The sequence below is a fragment of the Marinomonas spartinae genome, assembly GCF_016461715.1.
GTDB classification, from domain to species: Bacteria; Pseudomonadota; Gammaproteobacteria; order Pseudomonadales; family Marinomonadaceae; genus Marinomonas; species Marinomonas spartinae_A.
The window spans coordinates 222,698-235,643 of record NZ_JAEMUI010000003.1; the positions used below are offsets into that span (position 1 = coordinate 222,698).

The 12,946-nt window shown below is 43.2% G+C and carries 10 protein-coding genes; 6 read left to right on the plus strand and 4 right to left on the minus strand.

Annotated elements, in window-relative coordinates:
• The first annotated feature begins 12 nt into the window (after window positions 1-12).
• The 4 genes from fadA to JHD45_RS04685 all read left to right on the plus strand — a co-directional run bounded on the left by fadA (window position 13) and on the right by JHD45_RS04685 (window position 6,172).
• The gene (gene fadA, locus JHD45_RS04670; protein WP_199475338.1) at window positions 13-1,188 is read left to right on the plus strand and encodes an acetyl-CoA C-acyltransferase FadA; all 1,176 of its coding nucleotides are present in this window, start codon (window positions 13-15) and stop codon (window positions 1,186-1,188) included.
• A gap of 328 nt (window positions 1,189-1,516) precedes the next feature.
• Window positions 1,517-3,730, plus strand: coding sequence for a catalase/peroxidase HPI (katG, locus tag JHD45_RS04675; RefSeq protein WP_199475339.1), 2,214 nt, complete (start codon window positions 1,517-1,519; stop codon window positions 3,728-3,730).
• 393 nt (window positions 3,731-4,123) lie between these two features.
• Window positions 4,124-5,428 (plus strand): L-fucose:H+ symporter permease, encoded by a 1,305-nt coding sequence (fucP, locus tag JHD45_RS04680; RefSeq protein ID WP_199475340.1) that lies wholly within the window; start codon window positions 4,124-4,126, stop codon window positions 5,426-5,428.
• Window positions 5,429-5,662: 234 nt separating this feature from the next.
• Complete coding sequence (locus JHD45_RS04685; protein ID WP_199475341.1) at window positions 5,663-6,172, plus strand: DUF2127 domain-containing protein; 510 nt, start codon at window positions 5,663-5,665, stop codon at window positions 6,170-6,172.
• Between the two features lie 66 nt (window positions 6,173-6,238).
• Here JHD45_RS04685 and JHD45_RS04690 read toward each other — a convergent pair whose 3' ends face one another.
• Complete coding sequence (locus tag JHD45_RS04690; RefSeq protein ID WP_199475342.1) at window positions 6,239-7,000, minus strand: fructosamine kinase family protein; 762 nt, start codon at window positions 6,998-7,000, stop codon at window positions 6,239-6,241.
• A 316-nt stretch (window positions 7,001-7,316) separates the two neighbouring features.
• Here JHD45_RS04690 and hpxO point away from each other — a divergent pair, with 316 nt between their 5' ends.
• Entirely contained in the window at window positions 7,317-8,471 is a 1,155-nt protein-coding gene (gene hpxO / locus JHD45_RS04695; protein ID WP_199475343.1) for an FAD-dependent urate hydroxylase HpxO, read from the plus strand.
• 80 nt (window positions 8,472-8,551) lie between these two features.
• On the opposite strand, the gene JHD45_RS04700 is transcribed toward hpxO, so the two are convergent.
• Window positions 8,552-9,859, minus strand: a complete 1,308-nt coding sequence (locus JHD45_RS04700; RefSeq protein ID WP_233407576.1) for an ammonium transporter — start codon at window positions 9,857-9,859, stop codon at window positions 8,552-8,554.
• 54 nt (window positions 9,860-9,913) lie between these two features.
• Window positions 9,914-10,252 carry a P-II family nitrogen regulator gene (locus tag JHD45_RS04705; protein ID WP_199475344.1) on the minus strand — a complete coding sequence of 113 codons (339 nt, stop codon included), beginning with the start codon at window positions 10,250-10,252 and terminating at the stop codon, window positions 9,914-9,916.
• Between the two features lie 497 nt (window positions 10,253-10,749).
• Here JHD45_RS04705 and JHD45_RS04710 point away from each other — a divergent pair, with 497 nt between their 5' ends.
• A complete protein-coding gene (locus JHD45_RS04710) occupies window positions 10,750-11,706 on the plus strand; it encodes an acyltransferase family protein (protein ID WP_199475345.1) in 957 nt (318 codons plus the stop codon).
• Between the two features lie 65 nt (window positions 11,707-11,771).
• Here JHD45_RS04710 and JHD45_RS04715 read toward each other — a convergent pair whose 3' ends face one another.
• Window positions 11,772-12,842 carry an FAD:protein FMN transferase gene (locus tag JHD45_RS04715; RefSeq protein WP_199475346.1) on the minus strand — a complete coding sequence of 357 codons (1,071 nt, stop codon included), beginning with the start codon at window positions 12,840-12,842 and terminating at the stop codon, window positions 11,772-11,774.
• Window positions 12,843-12,946 lie beyond the last annotated feature (104 nt).

Here is a 12,946-nt window from a genome sequence, read left to right on the forward strand (position 1 = left end):
AAGGAGAATTTTATGAAACTCAATGCAAATGATGTAGTCATTATTGACGCAGTTCGATCCCCTATGGGCAAGACGAAAAACGGTGTTTTTCGTCACGTCCGAGCCGAGAACCTATCGGCCGCTTTGGTAAAGGCATTATTCAAACGCAATCCGAAAGTGGATCCGAAAGAGGTGGAAGATCTGATCTGGGGATGTGTCAATCAGACTTTAGAGCAGGGGTTTAACGTTGCTCGTGCGATTTCATTATTGGCAGGCTTACCGATTACAACGGCGGCTCAAACCGTGAATCGTTTGTGTGGTTCGTCGATGTCAGCCATTCATACAGCGTCGCAAGCCATCATGACAGGGCAAGGTGATGTTTTCGTTGTGGGTGGTGTCGAGCATATGGGCCACGTTGGCATGATGCATGGTGTTGATGTTAACCCAGCATTATCCAAACATATGGCGAAAGCCTCTATGATGATGGGGGTGACCGCCGAAATGCTTGGTAAAATGCATGGTGTGAGCCGAGAGGCTCAAGATGCTTTTGCTGTTCGCTCCCATCGGCTGGCCTATGAAGCAACCCAACAAGGTCGCTTTAAAAACGAAATCGTGCCTATTGAGGGCCATGATGCTGATGGCAATAAAATACTGGTTGAAGTGGATGAGGTCATTCGTCCTGAGACCTCGATGGAATCCTTAGCGTCACTGCCTCCAGTTTTTATGCCGAAAGTCGGTACGGTGACGGCAGGAACATCATCGGCCTTATCGGATGGGGCATCGGCCATGTTAATGATGTCGGCTAAGAAGGCTCAAGAGCTTGGACTGACACCGATTGCTCGTGTCCGCAGTATGGGCGTGGCGGGATGCGATCCAGCTATCATGGGATATGGGCCTGTTCCTGCCACGAAAAAAGCACTAAAACGCGCTGGACTAACCATAGACGACATTGAGATTGTAGAGCTGAACGAGGCATTTGCGGCTCAATCTATTCCGGTTTTAAAAGACTTGAAATTGCTGGATATAGTCGATGAAAAAGTGAACCTGAATGGTGGTGCCATTGCGCTTGGGCATCCATTGGGCTGCTCTGGTACGCGTATTTCGACCACTTTGCTCAATGTCATGACAGAAAAAGATGCAACCATTGGTCTGGCGACCATGTGTATTGGAATGGGGCAGGGTATCGCGACGGTCTTTGAAAGAATTTAGCAATCTTCTTGTTTTTAAACTTTAAACCTCGCTTCGGCGAGGTTTTTTTTACTTCGATTTCAACAAGGGAGACTATTCTAGCGTGATAGTGCGCATGGAATAAGCATCGTGCTCTTACGCTTTTTTACATCGAATTGACGCTCGCTCGACTATCCTTAGATTCTATTTGTAACCTACGGCAGGTAGACTATTAACTTATTAGTCTAAATTTATTAGATGTATTTTTTTTGAAAGGCTATAACTATTATACAAGATGCAACGTAAGCAGAGTTGCTTAATAACGAGTCGAGCAATACATAAGCGAAAACAAAAAACAGGAGAGTAACCAATGTCTAATGAGAGCAAATGCCCTTTTAATCATACTGCAGTTGGCAGCAATGGCTCAACAGGTCGTGGTACGTCTAACAAGGAGTGGTGGCCTAACCAATTAAACCTTCGTATCCTTCACCAACATTCTAATAAATCTAACCCAATGGGGACAGATTTTAATTACGCTGAAGCGTTCAAAACTTTAGACCTTGAGGCACTTCGTAAAGATCTAATGGATCTAATGACAGATTCTCAAGAGTGGTGGCCAGCCGATTATGGTCACTATGGTCCTTTCTTTATTCGTATGGCTTGGCACAGTGCGGGGACTTACCGTACTGCAGATGGCCGTGGCGGTTCCGCGACGGGATCTCAACGTTTCGCGCCATTAAACAGCTGGCCAGATAACGTTAACTTGGATAAAGCACGTCGTTTGCTTTGGCCGATTAAACAAAAATACGGCAGCAAAATCTCTTGGGCAGATCTGATGATTTTGACTGGTAACTGTGCATTGGAATCCATGGGCTTTAAAACCTTTGGTTTTGGTGGTGGTCGTGCCGATATTTGGGAACCAGAAGAGGACATCTACTGGGGAGCAGAGCAAGAATGGTTAGAACTGAGTGGTGGTGAAAAAAGTCGCTATTCTGGTGAGCGTGATCTGGAAAACCCTCTTGCAGCGGTACAAATGGGGTTAATTTATGTGAACCCTGAAGGGCCTGATGGAAAACCAGATCCATTAGCTTCCGCTGTTGATATTCGTGATACCTTTGCCCGTATGGCAATGAATGACGAAGAAACTGTTGCTTTGATTGCTGGTGGTCATACATTTGGTAAAACGCACGGTGCGGGTGATGCTGCTCAGGTTGGTCCAGAACCAGAAGCGGCTGGTATTACTCAACAAGGTCTAGGCTGGAGCAACAGCATGGGCTCTGGTAAAGGGGTTGATACCATTTCTAGTGGTCTAGAAGGCGCTTGGACTCCAGACCCAATTAAATGGGATAACGGTTATTTCGATACATTGCTTGGTTACGATTGGGAATTGACTAAGAGCCCAGCTGGCGCTTACCAATGGACACCAAAAGATGGTGCTCTAGCGAATTCTGTTCCTGATGCTCATGATCCTACTCGTCGCCATGCACCAATGATGGCGACGTCTGATATCGCCTTGAAAGAAGATCCTGCTTACAAAGTGATTTCTGAGCGTTTCCATAAAGACCCAGAGTATTTTGCTGATGTATTCGCGCGTGCATGGTTTAAATTGACTCACCGTGATATGGGGCCAACCAGTCGTTACCTTGGTCACTTGGTGCCAAAAGAAGAGTTGATTTGGCAAGATCCGATTCCTGCGGTGACTCATGAGTTGGTAGGTGATAAGGAAGTTGCCGATCTTAAAGCTAAGATTGCGGACTCTGGTTTGAGTGTGGCTCAGCTAGTCTCCACTGCGTGGGCATCTGCTTCGACTTACCGTGGTTCTGATATGCGTGGTGGTGCCAATGGTGCTCGTATTCGTTTAGCACCTCAAAAAGATTGGGCGGTTAACCAACCAGCTCAATTGGCAACAGTATTGAGCAAGCTAGAAGGCATTCAACAAGCCTTTAACAGCGCGAACACAAGCAAACAAATTTCGTTGGCGGATTTGATTGTGCTTGCTGGTAATGTTGGTGTTGAACAAGCGGCGAAAAAAGCTGGAAAAACGGTATCTGTGCCATTTACGCCAGGCCGCGCGGATGCTACTCAAGAGCAGACTGATGTTGAGTCGTTCGATGTACTTGAGCCAATTGCTGATGGATTCCGTAATTACCAAAAAGGTCGTTTTACGGTTACAACAGAAGAGTTATTGGTCGATCGTGCTCAACTGCTAACATTGACCGCACCAGAAATGACCGTATTGGTAGGTGGTTTGCGAGTGTTGAACGCAAATACAGACCAATCCCAACACGGTGTTTTCACAGACCGTGCTGAAACATTGACCAATGACTTCTTCGTTAACTTGTTGGACATGGGCACAACGTGGAAATCGCTTTCCGATGATGAAATGGAATTTGAAGGGCGTGATCGCCAGTCAGGTTCGGTTAAGTGGACCGCAACGCGTGCGGACTTAATCTTCGGTTCCAATTCGCAGTTGCGAGCATTGGCTGAGGTATATGCTTCTTCTGATGCTGAAGATCGTTTCGTCAATGATTTTGTTGCAGCTTGGGTAAAAGTTATGGAGTTGGATCGCTTTGATCTAGCTTAATTGGGCTCATTTTAATCGGCTTTTACTCTTTAAAATGATAATAGGGTAAAAACTAACCAATCAAAACCCACTAGGTTTCGTCTTAGTGGGTTTTTTTATGGAGGTCACGCTGACCGAGTCGTTGTTAATTATATGGATTCTTTTTATTTGCACATTCGTGGCGCTCTGTTCATCTTGTGTAATAACTGGGCTTGTATAGTCCAGCCTCTAAATACCCTAGGACAGCAAAATAACGCTTGGCCATAGGTAAGTAAGGTACGAATAAGTAGCCTAAGTGTTAGTGATGTTACCTGTATTAGAGAGGATGATCTGATCACCTCTTGCTTTCTAATGATGAGCTGAATACCGCAACAAACTAGCGAATAAGAACCTCGAGAAGATGTTTATTACAATATGAATAATCTACAAACTGAAACCTCAAAAACCCCTTTTGTGTATTCCAATATGAAACTGGCCTTCATTTTATTGATTACCTGTTTCACTGCTTGGGGGGTGGCTGCAAACATGACAGACCCTCTGGTAAAAGTATTTAGCCAAATCTTTACCATGAGTAATCTTGAGTCGGCACTGGTTCAATTTGCTTATTATGGCGCATATTTTTGTCTGGCATTACCTGCTGCATTTATTAACGTACGTTTTTCTTATAAAACGGGTGTATTGACTGGTCTTGGTCTAGCGACGCTTGGCGCGTTATCGTTTTACCCTGCTAGTGTCTCAATGACATATGGCGCTTTTCTGGCTGCCTTGTTTATTTTAGCGGCTGGCTTGTCTATTCTCGAGACGTCGGCAAACCCATTTGTGATGGCGATGGGGCCAAAGCTGACGGCTACTCGACGTTTAAACCTTGCTCAAGCGTTTAACCCAGTGGGGACCAATATTGGTGTTTTGTTAGCATCGACTTTGATTTTGCCAAACTTAAACCCTGCCACCGCTGAGCAGCGTGCCGCCATGGCACCTCAGGCTCTAGCTGCCATTCAGCATTCTGAGTTGGATGCGGTGATGACCCCTTACGTCGGTATGGCATTCTTCCTGATTATTATCTGGATTATGATTGCGTTGGTTAAGCTACCCAAGTCTGAAAAAGTGGCTGAAAAAGTCGATCTTACCGATAAAGATCATTATGGTTTTATTGCCACCTTGGGTCGTTTGATTAAACTTCCAAACTATCGCTGGGGGGTGATCGCTCAGTTCTTTAATGTTGCTGGTCAGACCTGTACTTGGACCTTCACTATTCAATATGTTCAGTCTGCGATGGGGGGCAGTGCTACCCATGCCAGTGATTATCTTCAGTACAGCTTGCTCGTGTTTCTTGTTTCTCGCTTTGTCATGACATGGTTGATCGGTATTTTCCGTCCAACGCTTTTGTTGGGTGTTATGGCACTATTAGGTACCGCTTTGTGTGTGTATGCAGCAATTAACCCTGGTATGTCAGGTGTATGGGCGATTGTCATGATTTCTGCCAGTTTGTCTTTGATGTTTCCAACGATTTACGGCGTGGCATTAAACGGCCTAGGTAAAGATGCTAAATTTGGCTCTGCTGGCCTTGTTATGGCGATCCTTGGTGGGGCGATTATGCCGGTAGTTCAAGGCGGGGTGATTGATTCTTATGGTGCTGCCATGTCTTATATTGTGCCGGGTATTTGCTTCCTCGTTGTGTCTTTTTATGGTTTCTCTTCAATGAAGCGCGTAAAAGACTGATTAATAATATTTCTTTCACGTCATTCGTGGTTAGATTAGAGCCCAAACTCATTTCAATGAGTTTGGGCTTTTTTGACCCCGCTTTCTAAGAGAGGTTTGTTATTAAAGTGTCATGATTGATTGTGTTTTATGTAAAATTGTGGTTTTTTCTTTTTGACGGTAAGCGTCTCTTTATAGAATGAGCGCCTATATTTTTCTGCCTTTGAGCATTCTTTTTGATAGTAAGAGTCGTATATGAAATTTTCAGGTCTTAAGACCATTGCTTTTCTTGAGGCATTAAAAGGGGCGGCAGCCTTGTTGCTCGCAATTGGTATCCATATCTTGGAAGGCGTTAATTTACATGTTGAGGTGTTAAAGTTATTAACCCATTTGCACTGGAATGCTGATGGCCATTATGCGCAGATGATATTGCATGCGGTTGATGGTTTAACTCACTCCAGTTTTACGCTGGTGACTGTGATTGCTGTATTTTATGCCTTAGTGCGTTTTGTAGAGGCTTATGGTTTGTGGCACGAAATGCGTTGGACTGAATGGTTTGCCTTTTTGAGTGGTGCGGTGTATTTGCCTTTTGAGTTTTATGAAATCATAAAAGATCCGAATCTCGTGACTGGGGCTGTATTGGGTATTAACTTGATTGTCGTTGCTTACATGTACACGATTTTGAAAAAGCATCCAGATGGTAAAAAGCATCCAGGTGATAAAAAACACCCAGATGGTAAAAGCCAGCGATTAGTTGAGGAATGATAAGAGACTTTCGCCTCCTGATATACAGGAGGTGCGATTTAAATACGTTGAAACAAGCCGAGTCCACTATAGATTCAGCCTACCAATTGATTGAAAACAACGCTCACAGTCGCTTAAATAGCTAGCACCAAATAGATTATAGTGGTTTAAATAGTGGTAAAGGTTGTAGATATCACGTTTGATTGCGTAGTGTTCAGAACGGGGAAGTATTGCGTGATATGAGCGATAAAACTCCTCGCTAAAGCCGCCAAATAGTTCCGTCATGGCAATGTCGACCTCGTTATCACCTTGGTAAATAGCGGGGTCTATTAGCCACACATCTTGTTCATCAAACAGAACATTGCCAGACCACAAATCACCATGGAGCATCGTTGGCTGATGGCAATGTCGATTTAAAAAATCAATCAAATGCGCTTTTTGCTTATCTAGTTGGTTTTGAAATTGCTCAGCCACACTGGCGTTTTTGACCATTTGAATTTGAGCTTCGAGACGATAAGAAACATAAAAAGCCCCCCAATTATCCGACCAATTATTATATTGTGGGTTAAGTCCAATATAATTGTCGTGATCGAGGCCGTAACGTTTTAGTGGATGAGAATGAAGCATGGCAAGGCCTCTGCCTAGTTGAGCCATTTGTTGTTCGCTGGCATGGGTTTGCTTAATCGCTTGCATGCTAATGGTGTCTTTATCTGCAAAGTAGACTTGTGGAATGCGAAGTAGCCTATTGCCCGTATTGTCGAGCAACGTCCGCAACCGTTCCAGACCTACTTTCTCTTTGATTAACTGGTCTCGATAAAGACTTCGATTTTTCTTTTCATGGACTGTCATTGTTATTTTTGTCCTCTAGTGCTGTTAACCCTTCGAAGTTTAAATTGCCATGACTTGACCAAACTAGCAAGTGGGTTTATGGGAAAAATCAATTCGATAGTTTTTATTTATAGATAAATAATATTAGTCTAAGTTTGCTTGATGTAAGGCACTTATATCTTCCTTAGATTTGCGTTATCGTCAGACTATGGAAACAAATGTTTCGGAATTCTAATTATTAAAAATAAATATCTTTTTCATTCAGGTGCGCTGAATCAGTAAGTGGTTGGAACGCATTGTGCTTTGTGAGGATATCGGTCATAAGAGGATAGAAAGCATGAAAGCATTGATTATTGGCGCGGGCATCGGTGGTATGTCAGCTGCAGCCGCCTTAAAGCAGCAAGGTGTTGATTGTGATGTTTTTGAAGCAGTAAAAGAGATTAAGCCTGTTGGAGCAGCCATTTCAGTCTGGTCTAACGGGGTGAAATGTATGAATCATTTAGGGATGGGGCACATTATGGATGATCTTGGTGGGCCTATGCGAGCGATGGCGTACCAAGATGGCAAGTCTGGAGAGGTCATGACCCAGTTTAGTCTCATGCCCTTGATTGAGGCGGTGGGAGAACGACCTTGTCCTGTTGCTCGTGCTGGGCTGCAAGTACAGATGATTGATCACTGGGGAAGAGATCAGGTGCAATTTGCCAAACGACTGGAGCGTGTTGAACAAACCGATACCAGCGTGGTCGCTCATTTTACTGATGGCAGTATTGCTCATGGGGATTTTATGATTGCCGCCGATGGTGCACATTCTGTTGCTCGGTCCCATGTCCTTGGTTATCAAATTCAGCGACGTTACGCAGGGTACGTTAATTGGAATGGCTTGGTGAAAGCGGATGAAGAAATAGCGCCATTAGAGCAATGGACGACCTTTGTTGGTGATGGGAAGCGTGTATCAGTGATGCCGATTGCAGGAGGGCAGTTTTACTTTTTCTTTGATGTCCCATTACCTCTTGGCTTACCAGAAGACCGTGCGACAGTAAAAGAGAATCTAAAAAACTACTTCGAAGGGTGGGCCGATCCGGTACAGATTTTGATCGAGAGAATTGATCCTGAAACGACAAATCGTATTGAAATCCACGATATTGAACCTTTTAGTAGTTTTGTTAAAGGTCGTGTTGCGTTGTTGGGAGATTCTGCGCATTCCACTACGCCAGACATTGGGCAAGGTGGCTGTTCTGCTATGGAAGATGCCGTCGTGCTGGGGCAATGTTTTGCTAAAACAAAGGAGATAAAAGAAGCGTTATTACAGTATCAAAGCTTACGTCATGAGAGAGCCAAAGATCTAGTGTTAAAGGCCCGTAAGCGTTGTGATGTGACCCATGGAAAAGACTTGTTGGTAACGCAAGCTTGGTATGATGAATTAAGACAAGAGACAGGTGAAAACATTATAGCTGGTCTTAAGGATACTATTTTAGGCGGCCCTTTAGGTTAAATTCGCACTTTATAAATTACTGAACAAAAAGAAAAAGGGCGCTCTTGTAAGCGCCCTTTAGATATTTGTGTTGGCAGTGATTATTCGTATAGCTGCTCGCCATGTAGAGATGTATCAAGGCCTTCGGTTTCTTCTTCTTCAGTTACTCGGATGCCCATAACCATATCAATTGCTTTAATGATGATAAAGGTCATAATCGCATCGTAAATAATGGTAAAGCCTACGCCTTTTGCCTGAATAATCACTTGGCTAAGAATACTGCCGTGTGCATTATCATTCAGGCCAGCACCGCCGAATATGGCCGCTGAGAATACGCCAGTTAGTAGTGCGCCAATAATGCCTCCTACCGCATGAACACCAAAAGCGTCCAATGAGTCATCGTAGCCAAGCATTTTTTTCAGGTAGACAGAAGACCAGAAAGTACCAAGACCTGCTGCGATACCAATTGCGAACGCACCGATTGGTCCTACAAAGCCTGATGCTGGGGTAATCGCTACAAGACCGGCAACCGCACCTGAACTCATACCGAGAAGAGTTGGTTTGCCGCGAGCTGCCCATTCAACAAACATCCAAGCCATTGCCGCAACCCCTGTTGCAATTTGCGTCACGGCCATCGCCATGCCCGCTGTACCGTCTGCTGCTAACTCAGAACCCGCGTTGAAGCCAAACCAGCCGACCCACAGAAGAGACGCACCAACCATGGTATAGACAAGGTTAACGGGAGGCATTGCTGTTTTTCCATAGCCTTTACGCTTGCCAAGTACTAGTGCTGCCACTAAACCCGCGACACCCGCATTAATGTGCACAACGGTACCGCCTGCAAAATCTTGCACGCCGTCGCCACCGAGCCAACCGCCACCCCAAACCATGTGAGCAATAGGGGAGTAAACTAACAAGGACCACAAACCCATAAACCATAGCATGGCAGAAAACTTCATTCGTTCTACAACGGCACCAATAATCAAGGCTGGTGTGATGATTGCGAAGGTCATCTGAAAGGTCATGAATACCGATTCAGGAATAGAGCCACTTAACGTTTTATAACCAATACCGTTTAGAAACAGTGCACTTAGGTTACCAATAAACGCACCATCGCCTTTAAAAGCAAGCGAGTAACCAGCGATTGACCAAATAATGGTAATCAAGCAGGTTATAGCGAAAGTCGCGGCGGCAACAGACAGTAGGTTTTTACGGCGCACCATACCGCCGTAGAAGAGGGCAACACCCGGAATAGTCATCAATAGCACCAACGCTGTTGATGCCATCATCCACGAGGTATTCCCACTATCAAGGCTAGGTGTATCAGCCATTGCTTGGGAGGGAATCATCCATAGACTAAGTAGAGATAGAGCTCCACCTATGGTCGGTATTAGTCTTTTAATGTTCATCAATATTGCCTCTGTTTTAGCTATATTTATGGTAGGGGGATGTGTTATTGATTATTAGAGAGCATCAGAGTCGGTTTCTCCGGTGCGGATCCGAATAGCCTTCTCAAGTGTCAATACAAAGATTTTGCCGTCGCCAATTTTGCCTGTATTAGCTGATTGGCAGATAACATCCATAGCCTTATCAACTAATGCGTCATCTAAGGCGACTTCAATTTTTACTTTTGGCAAAAAATCAACGACATATTCGGCGCCACGATACAATTCTGTATGCCCTTTTTGTCGTCCAAAGCCTTTGACTTCTGTTACGGTAATACCACGAACACCTATTTCGGAGAGTCCCTCACGAACTTCATCAAGTTTAAATGGCTTGATGATAGCAATAAGCAGTTTCATATATGCCTCCTGAGATTTCTTATTTTCTAACGCGACAAAGAAATGTGTTTTTATGTGACTAATTATTCCTATAGCAGACACCGTGCCATATGTGCTGTTTACATAAAAATTAAAGCAACCCATGATGTTTTCTAGGGATCAAAAGGATAAAACGTGTCAAAATAGCGCTTCATTATTTGTTTTTGCCCTAACATGGAGCGTTTTATGGAGAGGTGTTGCTCTTTTTTGGTGCTATAAATGATGGTAAATTGTCATTATTTCGTATGATTTGAGTAAAATATAAGAAAATATGAACACTTGTTCAATTTTCAATGTGTCGGTTTTTTTAGAGCAGCCGTTTATGCCTAAATTCAGAAGTAAGCACTGCTGTTTCAGGGCAGTAAATTTTATTCCCTTTACTTTACATCTTCCTTTTTCATTTTTACGTGTCCTTGATTGCGTCCATGACCATCGGAAAATAGAGTATATAGATTGATAAAAATACATAGGTTATGGTTTTGGAACGAAATGCTTCTCTGGATATTCTAAAATTAGTGATGGCTTTTATGGTGGTTGCATTACACGCTGGTTTTTTATCTCAGGTGAATGCATTAATGAGCTATTTAACGGTTCAAGGACTGTTTAGAATGGTTGTGCCCGTTTTTTTGGTGATTAATGGTTTTTTCTTCTTTTCGGTTGTTTCTACTGATAAGCATCCATCTTGGTTTAAAAGAATCGCCATTCTCTACATCCTCTGGATGACCTTATATTCTGTGTTTTGGTGGCAACGGCCTGACGGTTCTTGGGGAAGTCTTCTACGGTTATCTGAGACCTTGATATTTGGATATTATCATCTCTGGTATTTGTCCGGTATGTTGCTGGGGGCTGGGTTGTTATACTGTTTAAGGTATGCCTCTAGTGCTTGTTTGTTGGCCTGTGTTATTGTGACATTTTTGCTCGGCGTGTTTATCCAATATGCTGCCAATTATCAGTGGTTTCATAGTGCTTATATTAATAAAATTTTGATGTTTACACCGCTTCACCGAGGGCCACTACTGCTTTCTTTTCCGTTTTTAAGCATTGGTTTTTTGATTCACAAGCACGCATTGCATCGCGCAATTTCCTTACGTTTCATTATTGTTTTAAGTGTATGTGGTGTACTCGCTTTATTGGCTGAGTCCTATGTTGATTTTTTATTAACTCATGGTCAAAAGGGGTTTGATAATTTTCTCTCTTTGATTATTGTCTGTCCGGCAATTTTTCTACTTTGTATGAAAATGACAATGCCATTTGATAGTAAAAAAATCGCTTTATACTCTTCAGCTGTTTTCTTTGTTCATTTGTTCTTCTTAAATATCCTACGCAGTGAGACCAATCTTAGCGGTATAAAACTGATGTTGCCGACAATACCACTGACACTTGTGGCCGCTTTTTTTCTGATTAGGTTAAATGCTAGATGGAAGTATCTTTTGTAAGAATTGTTCGGTTATGAAGAGAAGTTGAGTAAATTCATTTACTCAACTTCTTATTGTGACTCAGGTTATTTGTCGAATTTGACACGCTTACTAGAAGATAAGGCTTCACTCTCTGAGTTTACAAATTTGCCATTTTTATGTTCGATAAAGAACACTTCGAGATGTTGTTTCTTGGCTATTTTAGCCCCTTCGATAGGTCCAAGACATAGCATTGTGGTTGCCCAAGCATCGCTGATTCTTGGATCTGTACCGAAAACAGAGGCAGAAACCAAATCGTGAGTAACAGGGCGGCCAGTGCTTGGATTCAGAATATGTGAGTATTCTACCCCTTTATCGTCAAAGTAATGGTTATACGTTCCGGATGTATCTAGTGTGACGCCTTTTTCATCTTCGATGGTAATGATCTTATACACTTTTTGTGAACCATCTTTTTCTTTGATAGGGCGTTGAATGGCGATACGCCATTTTTTACCATCTGGTTTGTGGCCTTTGATTTTCATGTCGCCACCAAATTCAACGAGATAGTTATTGATTCCTTTCGATTCAAGTATCTTACTCAGTTTACCTATGGTGTAGCCTTCACCCATGGAAGAGAAATCCAATTGGACTAACGGGTTTGTCTTGCGAATAAGTTTATCTTTTTCGTCAACTTGGATTTTATCCAGTCCCATATCCGCTTTTGTTGCCGCTATTTCTGCGTCCGTTGGTACATGGAGAGTGTCTTTTTTAAAGCCCCATAAATCAAATAGGGGACCGATTGTTGGGTCGTAACAACCTTCTGATTTTTTATTGATGTCTTTGGCGATGTTGATCAAGTCAATAAAATCTTGGGAAGCTGGCTGCCATTTTGTTGATGGGCTGCTATTGAATTCGGAAATGTAGGAGTCTGGTCGATAAGTCGATAATTCTTTATCGATTTGTGCCAAGGTAGTATTGAAAGAAGATTCCACCTCATCAGTTGGTACCTTCTTCTTCGACCAAAAGGTGATATGGTAAGTGGTACCTTGGGCATAGCCCTCAATATGTTGTTCTTGCGGTGGTTTGCTGCAGCCAGTTAGCAAACTGGCGGCGAAAATAATGGCGGTTAACCCAATAATAGAGGGGCACTTTGAACGATGTAGAGTTGAAGTTTGCATGAAGTTCTGTCCACAGAAAATTGGAACAGGCAGTTTACCAGTCAGCGCCATGTAACTCTAGGGATATTGGGGAGTGATCATAAAGATACAAATCAGTCCCCTTT

Excerpts from the sequence above, each read along its gene's own strand:
- JHD45_RS04700 (WP_233407576.1), bottom strand. The coding sequence starts at position 9,859 with ATGAACATTAAAAGACTAATACCGACCATAGGTGGAGCTCTATCTCTA.
- JHD45_RS04715 (WP_199475346.1), bottom strand. The coding sequence starts at position 12,842 with ATGCAAACTTCAACTCTACATCGTTCAAAGTGCCCCTCTATTATTGGG.
- fucP (WP_199475340.1), top strand. The coding sequence starts at position 4,124 with ATGAATAATCTACAAACTGAAACCTCAAAAACCCCTTTTGTGTATTCC.
- fadA (WP_199475338.1), top strand. The coding sequence starts at position 13 with ATGAAACTCAATGCAAATGATGTAGTCATTATTGACGCAGTTCGATCC.
- hpxO (WP_199475343.1), top strand. The coding sequence starts at position 7,317 with ATGAAAGCATTGATTATTGGCGCGGGCATCGGTGGTATGTCAGCTGCA.
- JHD45_RS04690 (WP_199475342.1), bottom strand. The coding sequence starts at position 7,000 with ATGACAGTCCATGAAAAGAAAAATCGAAGTCTTTATCGAGACCAGTTA.
- katG (WP_199475339.1), top strand. The coding sequence starts at position 1,517 with ATGTCTAATGAGAGCAAATGCCCTTTTAATCATACTGCAGTTGGCAGC.
- JHD45_RS04685 (WP_199475341.1), top strand. The coding sequence starts at position 5,663 with ATGAAATTTTCAGGTCTTAAGACCATTGCTTTTCTTGAGGCATTAAAA.
- JHD45_RS04705 (WP_199475344.1), bottom strand. The coding sequence starts at position 10,252 with ATGAAACTGCTTATTGCTATCATCAAGCCATTTAAACTTGATGAAGTT.